Annotated in this window: 7 protein-coding genes; all 7 read left to right on the top strand. The window is 64.8% G+C overall.

Annotated elements, in window-relative coordinates:
- Window positions 1-812 (top strand): citrate synthase (gene gltA / locus ACREB4_RS20920; protein ID WP_431590175.1); only part of this gene is annotated, 812 nt, incomplete at its 5' end.
- A gap of 161 nt (window positions 813-973) precedes the next feature.
- The gene (gene leuC, locus ACREB4_RS20915; protein WP_431590174.1) at window positions 974-2386 is read left to right on the top strand and encodes a 3-isopropylmalate dehydratase large subunit; all 1413 of its coding nucleotides are present in this window, start codon (window positions 974-976) and stop codon (window positions 2384-2386) included.
- A gap of 30 nt (window positions 2387-2416) precedes the next feature.
- Window positions 2417-2557 (top strand): entericidin A/B family lipoprotein, encoded by a 141-nt coding sequence (locus ACREB4_RS20910; protein ID WP_431590173.1) that lies wholly within the window; start codon window positions 2417-2419, stop codon window positions 2555-2557.
- Window positions 2558-2562: 5 nt separating this feature from the next.
- Window positions 2563-3210, top strand: coding sequence for a 3-isopropylmalate dehydratase small subunit (gene leuD, locus ACREB4_RS20905; RefSeq protein ID WP_431590172.1), 648 nt, complete (start codon window positions 2563-2565; stop codon window positions 3208-3210).
- A 19-nt stretch (window positions 3211-3229) separates the two neighbouring features.
- Window positions 3230-4309: a 3-isopropylmalate dehydrogenase gene (gene leuB, locus ACREB4_RS20900; protein ID WP_431590171.1), complete on the top strand. Its 1080-nt coding sequence runs from the start codon at window positions 3230-3232 to the stop codon at window positions 4307-4309.
- A 46-nt stretch (window positions 4310-4355) separates the two neighbouring features.
- Window positions 4356-5498: an aspartate-semialdehyde dehydrogenase gene (asd, locus tag ACREB4_RS20895; RefSeq protein WP_431590170.1), complete on the top strand. Its 1143-nt coding sequence runs from the start codon at window positions 4356-4358 to the stop codon at window positions 5496-5498.
- Window positions 5499-5876: 378 nt separating this feature from the next.
- Window positions 5877-8519 carry a FimV/HubP family polar landmark protein gene (locus ACREB4_RS20890; protein ID WP_431590169.1) on the top strand — a complete coding sequence of 881 codons (2643 nt, stop codon included), beginning with the start codon at window positions 5877-5879 and terminating at the stop codon, window positions 8517-8519.
- Window positions 8520-8564: the final 45 nt, after the last annotated feature.

Below are 8564 nucleotides of genomic sequence, written 5' to 3'. Positions count from 1 at the left end.
GTACTTGTAGGCCCAAGATGCCCACGCTCGTGGCCATGGCCTACAAGTACACCATTGGCCAGCCCTACGTCTACCCGAAGAACGACCTCTCGTACACCGAGAACTTCATGCGGATGATGTTCGCCACGCCGTGCGAAGACTACAAGCCCAATGAGGTGCTGGTGCGCGCCATGGACCGCATCTTCATCCTGCACGCCGACCACGAGCAAAACGCGTCGACCTCGACCGTGCGCCTGTGCGGCTCGTCCGGCACCAACCCGTTCGCGGCCATCGCTGCGGGCGTGGCCTGCCTGTGGGGCCCCGCTCACGGTGGCGCCAACGAAGCCGCCCTGAACATGCTGGAAGAAATCCAGAAGAACGGTGGCGTCGAGAAGATCGGCGACTTCATCGCCCAGGTCAAGGACAAGAACTCCGGCGTCAAGCTGATGGGCTTCGGTCACCGCGTGTACAAGAACTACGACCCGCGTGCCAAGCTCATGCGCGAAACCTGCCACGAAGTGCTGGCCGAGCTGGGTCTGCAGAACGACCCGATGTTCAAGCTGGCCATGGCACTGGAAAAGATCGCCCTGGAAGACGAATACTTCGTGTCGCGCAAGCTGTACCCGAACGTCGACTTCTACTCCGGCATCGTGCAACGCGCCATCGGCATCCCCGTGCCGCTGTTCACCGCGATCTTCGCGCTGGCCCGCACCGTGGGCTGGATCGCTCAACTGAACGAAATGATCGCTGACCCCGAGTACAAGATCGGCCGTCCGCGTCAGTTGTTTGTTGGTGCCGAGAAGCGCGACGTCAAGCCCATGGCTCAGCGCTGATCCGCTTCGCTCCAAGCATCTTGAAAACCCCGGCTTGCCGGGGTTTTTTCTTGGGCGTGTCATTTTTGAAAGGCGAGCACTTCCCATCCTGATGCCGTAAAATCGACCTTTTTCCCCCACTCGAAGGGCCTTTCAGGCCTCTCTCGCACGAGCAGCACCCCATGGGACGCACCCTTTACGACAAGATCTGGGACGAGCACGTCGTCCACACCGAAGACGATGGCACCGTCACGCTGTACATCGACCGTCATTTGGTGCACGAAGTCACCAGCCCGCAGGCGTTTGAAGGCCTGAACATCGCCGACCGCAAGGTGTGGCGCCTGTCGGCCAACCTGGCAGTGAGCGACCACAACGTGCCCACCACCGACCGCAGCCACGGCATCGCCGACCCGGTCTCCAAGCTGCAGGTCGACACGCTCGACGCCAACTGCGACCGCGTGGGCATCACCCAGTTCAAGATGAGCGACAAGCGCCAGGGCATCGTGCACGTCATCGGCCCGGAGCAGGGCGCGACCTTGCCCGGCATGACCGTGGTGTGCGGCGACAGCCACACCTCGACGCACGGCGCCTTCGGCGCGCTGGCGCACGGCATCGGCACGTCCGAGGTCGAGCACGTGCTGGCCACGCAAACGCTGCTGGCCAAGAAGGCCAAGAACATGCTGATCAAGGTCGAAGGCCAGGTGGCCAAAGGCGTTGGCGCCAAGGACATCGTGCTGGCCATCATCGGCAAGATCGGCACCGCTGGCGGCACCGGCTACACCATCGAATTCGCTGGCAGCGCCATCCGTGCCTTGAGCATGGAAGGCCGCATGACGGTGTGCAACATGGCCATCGAAGGCGGCGCGCGCGCGGGCCTCGTGGCCGTGGACGACACCACCATCAACTACGTCAAGGGCCGTCCTTTCTCGCCGACGGCAGGTGTCGAATGGGACCAGGCCGTGGCCTACTGGCGCACCTTGCAGTCCGACCCGGATGCCCACTGGGATGCCGTGGTCGAACTCGACGCCAGCCAGATCAAGCCGCAGGTCACTTGGGGCACCTCGCCCGAGATGGTGCTGTCCATCGAGGACCGCGTGCCCGATCCCGACAAGGAAAAGGACCCCAACAAGCGCTCTGCCATGGAGCGTGCGTTGCAGTACATGGCGCTGGAGCCCAACAAGGCGATCAGCGACATCCTGGTCGACAAGATCTTCATCGGCTCGTGCACCAACAGCCGCATCGAAGACATGCGCGAGGCCGCCGCCGTGGTCAAGCGCATCGGTGGCAAGGTGGCGTCCAACATCAAGCTGGCCTTGATCGTGCCGGGCTCCGGCCTGGTGAAAGAACAAGCCGAGCGCGAAGGCCTGGACCTGGTTTTCAAGGCCGCCGGCTTCGAATGGCGCGAACCTGGTTGCTCCATGTGCCTGGCCATGAACGCCGACCGGCTGGAGCCGGGCGAGCGCTGCGCTTCCACCAGCAACCGCAACTTCGAAGGCCGCCAGGGCGCGGGTGGCCGCACCCACCTGGTCAGCCCGGCCATGGCCGCTGCGGCCGCCATGGAAGGCCACTTCGTCGACGTTCGCCGCATCGCCTGATCCACATCATTTCATTTTGGAGTCATCGACATGAAACGTTTCGCATCCCTCACCGCCGTGTTGGCCGCCCTGATCGCTGGCCTGTCGCTGGCGGGTTGCAACACGGTCCACGGATTCGGCCAGGACGTCGAGAAGGTCGGCGGCAAGATCTCGGGCGCCGCTCAAAAGTAAATCTCATGCAAGCATTTCGCATTCACAAGGGGCTCGTGGCCCCGATGGACCGGGAAAACGTCGACACCGACGCCATCATTCCCAAGCAGTACCTGAAGTCGATCAAGCGCACGGGGTTCGGCCCCACGCTGTTCGACGAATGGCGCTACCTGGACGCGGGCGAGCCCGGCCAGGACCCGGCCACGCGCAAGCCCAACCCCGATTTCGTGCTGAACCAGCCGCGCTACAAGGGCGCGTCGGTGCTGATCTCGCGCAAGAACTTCGGTTGCGGCTCCAGCCGCGAACACGCGCCGTGGGCACTGGAGCAATACGGCTTCCGCGCCATGATCGCGCCCAGCTTCGCTGACATCTTCTTCAACAACAGCTTCAAGAATGGCCTGCTGCCGATCGTGCTGAGCGAGTTGCAGGTCGACAAGCTCTTCGACGAAGTGTTCGCTTTCCCGGGTTACGAGCTGACCATCGACCTGGAACGCCAGGTCATCGTCAAGCCGGATGGCACCGAGCTGGCCTTCGATGTCCAGCCCTTCCGCAAGTACTGCCTGCTGAACGGCTTCGACGACATTGGCCTGACCCTGCGCCACGCCGACAAGATCAAGGCTTACGAAGCCGAACGCCTGGCGCAAAAGCCCTGGCTGAACCACCGCATCGTTTAATCAATAAACCACCATGGTCATGAAGATTGCAGTTTTGCCGGGCGACGGCATTGGCCCCGAAATCGTCACCGAGGCCGTCAAGGTGCTCAAGGCGCTGGACCTGTCCTTTGAAATGGAAGAGGCCAAGGTCGGTGGCGCCGCCTACGACGCCTTCGGCCACCCGCTGCCGCCCGCCACGCTCAAGCTGGCCATGGACGCTGACGCCGTGCTGTTCGGCTCGGTCGGCGACTGGAAGTACGACAAGCTCGACCGCCCCCTGCGCCCCGAGCAGGCCATCCTGGGCCTGCGCAAGAACATGGGGCTGTTCGCCAACTTCCGCCCGGCGATTTGCTATCCGCAGCTCACCCACGCATCGAGCCTGAAGCCCGAACTGGTGGCCGGCCTGGACATCCTCATCATCCGTGAGCTGACCGGCGACATCTACTTCGGGCAGCCGCGCGGCCGCCGCGAATCACCCGATGGCGAATTCAAGGGCGCGCCCGAGGCCTTCGACACCATGCGCTATTCGCGCCCCGAGATCGAGCGCATCGCCCACGTGGCCTTCCAGGCTGCCCGCAAGCGCGGCAAGCGCGTCACCAGCGTCGACAAGGCCAATGTGCTGGAAACCTTCCAGTTCTGGAAGGACGTGGTCATCGAAGTGCACGCCCAGTACCCCGACATCGAACTCGACCACATGTACGTGGACAACGCCGCGATGCAGCTGGTCAAGGCGCCCAAGAAGTTCGACGTGCTGTTCACGGGGAACATGTTCGGCGACATCCTGTCCGACGCGGCGGCCATGCTGACCGGTTCGATCGGCATGCTGCCTTCGGCCTCTTTGAACGCCAAGGGCCAGGGCCTGTACGAGCCCAGCCACGGCTCGGCGCCCGACATCGCCGGCAAGGGCATCGCCAACCCGCTGGCCACCATCCTGAGCGCCGCGATGATGCTGCGCTTCAGCCTGAACCAGGAAGCTGCCGCCAGCCGCATTGAAGCCGCTGTGCAATCGGTGCTGGAACAAGGCCTGCGCACCGGTGACATCTACAGCGAAGGCACCCGCAAGGTCGGCACGGCCGAAATGGGCGAAGCCGTCGTGGCGGCGCTGGCCAAGCAAGGTTAATCACATTGACATGGCCCGGGGCTGAGCCGGGCGAGAAGGACTGAAAATGGCAACGAAATTGGTGGGTTTGGTCGGCTGGCGCGGCATGGTCGGCTCGGTGTTGATGGACCGCATGCAGGCCGAGGGCGATTTCGACCTCATCGAGCCGCTCTTCTTCAGCACCAGCAACGCGGGCGGCAAGGCCCCCTCGGTCGCCAAGAATGAAACGACGCTCAAGGATGCCTACGACATCGCCGAACTGAAGCGCTGCGACATCATCATCACCGCCCAGGGCGGCGACTACACGAGCGACGTCTTCACCAAGCTGCGCGCCACGGGCTGGAACGGTCACTGGATCGACGCCGCCTCCACCTTGCGCATGAAGGACGACGCCGTCATCGTGCTCGACCCCGTCAACCTGCCCGTCATCAAGAACGCGCTGGCCAAGGGTGGCAACAACTGGATCGGCGGCAACTGCACCGTCAGCTGCATGCTGATCGGCGTGGGCGCGCTGTACAAAGCGGGCCTGGTCGAGTGGATGTCCACCCAGACCTACCAGGCTGCTTCTGGCGGCGGTGCGCAGCACATGCGTGAACTGCTGACCCAGTTCGGCACGTTGAATGCCGAAGTCCGCCCTCTGCTGGACGACCCCAAGAGCGCCATTTTGGAAATCGATCGCAAGATCATTGCCAAGCAGCGCTCGCTGACCGAGGCCGAAACTGCGAACTTCGGCGTGCCCCTGGGCGGTTCGCTCATCCCCTGGATCGACAAGGACCTGGGCAATGGCATGAGCAAGGAAGAGTGGAAGGGCGGCGCCGAGACCAACAAGATCCTGGGGTTTGGCGAAGTCTTCGGCAAGGATGCCCCAAAAGCCGTGCCGGTCGATGGCTTCTGCGTGCGCATCGGCGCCATGCGCTGCCACAGCCAGGCCCTGACCTTCAAGCTCAAGAAGGACGTGCCCCTGGCGGACATCGAGGCCCTGATTGCGGCCGACAATCCGTGGGTCAAAGTGGTGCCCAACACGCGTGAAGCCACCATCAAGGACCTGACCCCCGTCGCCGTGACCGGCACTTTGGGCATCCCCGTGGGCCGCCTGCGCAAGATGGCCATGGGCCCGGAGTACCTGGGTGCTTTCACCATCGGTGACCAGCTGCTGTGGGGCGCCGCCGAGCCCCTGCGCCGCATGCTGCGCATCCTGCTCGATGCCTGACTGGGCGGCCAAGCTGTTGTAACCATGCCCTAACCACGACCTGTTACAACGGCTTGAAACAAAGTTCGTAACAGTTGTTGTGGCCTCGGGGCGACAATAGCGCCGCGATTGCCATCATGGCTGACATAGCGCCAGCCAGGGCAGATCAGTATTTGCATGAGCTTGTCACCGTATATGCTTGATGCTATTGTGTTTTCTGCTGCGTACCGTCTGCAGGTGCGGGTTCGCGTCCGAATCTGTCCTGGATTGGGGTGAGCCTATGAGTCGATTCAATGACTCAATGACGACTTGGGAGACGCCTTGAAAGATCATTCGTTGTCCGCAGGGCGCTTTGCCTTGAATCGGGTTGCTGTCGCCGCGGCTTGTGCTGCGCTGTCCATGCTTCCGGCCGCCTCGTGGGCGCTGGGGCTGGGACGTTTGAATGTGCAGTCCGCGCTGGGTGAATCCCTGCGTGCTGAAATCGACATCACCAGTTTGACGCCTGAAGAGGGCGCCTCCCTGCAGGTGAAAGTCGCTTCGCCTGAAACCTACCGGGCCGCCGGGGTTGACTACAACCAGGTGCTCGGGGCCACCAACATCGTGCTGCAGCGTCGCACCGATGGGCGCTCCTTCCTCAAGATCACCAGCGATCGATCGGTCCAGGAGCCGTTCATCGACGTGATCCTCGACCTGGCCTGGTCTTCGGGCCGCCTGGTCCGCGAATACACCTTGTTGTTCGATCCTCCATCGTCGACCCGGACGCAAGCCCAAACAGTGGCGCCCACGATGGACTCGCCGGAGCCTGCGCCCGCACCACGGCCTGCCCCTGCTCCCGCGCCAGCACCCGTGGCCGCCGCGCCCCGGGCTCCGGCGGTCGAAGCGCCCAAGCCCCGTCCACGGCCCGCGCCCGCGGCCAGTGCCGCCAGCGCGCCTGCTTCGGCGCCTGTGGCCCCGCCACCGGCGCCTTCCGAACCCGTGGCCGAGCGCCCGTCTTCTTCCTCGCATCCGTCGGCGCAGAGCGTTCGCGTGCGGCGTGGTGACTCCCTGTCGCAGATCGCGGGCAGCCACCTGGCTTCCGGGGTCTCGCTCGACCAGATGCTGGTCGGCCTGTACCGCAACAACCCGCAGGCCTTCCAGGGCGACAACATGAATCGCCTGAAGTCGGGCGTGGTGCTGAACATGCCCACGAACGAGCAGGCCAAGTCCGTCAGCACCGCTGAAGCGCGCCAGATCATCGTGGCGCAAAGCTCCGACTTTGCCGCCTACCGCCAGCGCCTGGCTGGCGCGGCCACCGTGACGGCGCCCGAAAAGCCCCAGCGCCAAGCCGCGGGGAAGGTCGAGGCCGAAGTCAAAGACCAGAAGCAATCATCTGCGCCCACGCCTGACAAGCTCACCCTGAGCAAGGGTGGCATGAGCAACAAAGCGTCCGCGCCCGGGACCGAGGACCGCCTGGCCAAGGCCCGCGCCCAGAAGGAAAACGAGGCCCGCGTGGCCGAGTTGTCCAAGAACCTGGACGATCTGCGCAAGCTGAAGGAAAAAGCGGCGGCCACGCCGGCTGTCAAGCCTGCCCCCGTTCCCGCGCCAGCGCCGGCCCCAGTGGCGTCCAAGCCAGTGCCAGTGCCGCCTCCCGTGGCCGTGCCGGCGTCCAAGCCAGCCCCCGTAGCATCTGCCGCGGCGCCCGTGCCCAGCGCGCCAGCCGTGGTGGCCTCCGCAGCCTCGGCCGAAGCGCCTGCTGCCTCTGAAGTCGCTTCCGCTGCGTCCCAAGCCGCCACCAGCGTGGCCAACGCTGCCTCCGAGGCTGCATCCGCAGCGTCGGAGCCCGTGTCTACCCCGGTGGTTCCCAAGCCCCTGTCCATCCCGGATGAGCCTCAAGCCGAGTCCCCGGGCCTCCTGGAGTCGCTCAACCCCATGCTGTTGGCGGGTGTGGGCGCAGGCGTGGCCTTGCTGGCGGGCGTCGCGATGTTCCTGCGTTCGCGCCGCCGTGCCGACACGGGTGAAACATCCTTCCTCGAAAGCCGCCTGCAACCCGATTCCTTCTTCGGGGCCAGCGGTGGCCAGCGCGTCGACACGCGCGATGCCACGGGCGCGCCGTCGTCCATGAGCTACTCGCTCAGCCAGCTGGATGCCATCGGTGATGTGGATCCCGTGGCCGAGGCCGACGTGTACCTGGCCTATGGCCGCGACCTGCAGGCCGAGGAAATCCTCAAGGAAGCCCTGCGCAGCACGCCTGAGCGCCTGGCCATCCGGACCAAGCTGCTCGAGGTTTACGCCAAGCGCCGCGACACCAAGGGCTACGAGCAACTGGCGTCGCAGTTGTACAACCTGACCGGTGGCCAGGGCGATGACTGGGCCAAGGCCCAGGAAATGGGCCTGGGCATCGATCCGGAAAACCCGCTTTACCAGCCGGGTGGCGAGCCCGCGTCCAACACGCCTTTGAGTGTCGAGCCCAACGATTCCCTGGGTGCCAGCACGATTCCCCATTCCGTGATGCCGACGCCGGCTCACCTGGAGAATCCTGACACGGCCCCGATGGAATCCGCCGACCGTGACTTGGTGGACCTGGATCTGGACATCTCGGCGCCCATGCCGCTGTCCGAGCCCGAGGCGCCCGAGCACAAGTCCTCGCTGCAATTCGACGCCTTCGCCGATGTGCCCTCGCTGGACCTGCCCACGGAGCCTGTGCACCAGGCCCCTGCGGCACCCGAGGCCTCTCACGACCTGGACTTCGACCTGCCTTTGATGGACGAGCCCACGGCCGCAGCGCCCGCGCCGGTGGCCGAGGAGCCCGCCTTCGACCTGGCCGACCTCAACCTGGACCTGGACGCTCCGGCCCCCGCGCCGACGCCAGAGCCTGAAGGGCTGTCGCTGGACGAAGACCTGTCCGAACCTTCGGACCCGATGGAGCGCAAGTTCGAATTGGCCGAAGAGTTCCGCCAGATCGGTGACGTCGATGGCGCCCGCGAGTTGCTGCAAGAAGTCGTGGCCAACGCCACTGGCGCCCTGCAGGTGAAGGCCAAGTCCATGCTGGACAGCCTGAGCTGATTCTCATGGCCCATGAGCAGCCGAGGGCGACCCGCCGGGTCGCCC

This window comes from Aquabacterium sp. (assembly GCF_050725395.1).
In the GTDB taxonomy this organism is placed as follows: domain Bacteria; phylum Pseudomonadota; class Gammaproteobacteria; order Burkholderiales; family Burkholderiaceae_C; genus Aquabacterium.
Note: the sequence above shows the minus strand (reverse complement) of the source record. Positions and strands in the feature narration are given on the sequence as shown.

Bases quoted from the DNA above. Each gene is read 5' to 3' on its own strand.
- leuB (WP_431590171.1), top strand. From the start codon at position 3,230: ATGAAGATTGCAGTTTTGCCGGGCGACGGCATTGGCCCCGAAATCGTC.
- asd (WP_431590170.1), top strand. From the start codon at position 4,356: ATGGCAACGAAATTGGTGGGTTTGGTCGGCTGGCGCGGCATGGTCGGC.
- ACREB4_RS20890 (WP_431590169.1), top strand. From the start codon at position 5,877: ATGCTTCCGGCCGCCTCGTGGGCGCTGGGGCTGGGACGTTTGAATGTG.
- ACREB4_RS20910 (WP_431590173.1), top strand. From the start codon at position 2,417: ATGAAACGTTTCGCATCCCTCACCGCCGTGTTGGCCGCCCTGATCGCT.
- leuC (WP_431590174.1), top strand. From the start codon at position 974: ATGGGACGCACCCTTTACGACAAGATCTGGGACGAGCACGTCGTCCAC.
- leuD (WP_431590172.1), top strand. From the start codon at position 2,563: ATGCAAGCATTTCGCATTCACAAGGGGCTCGTGGCCCCGATGGACCGG.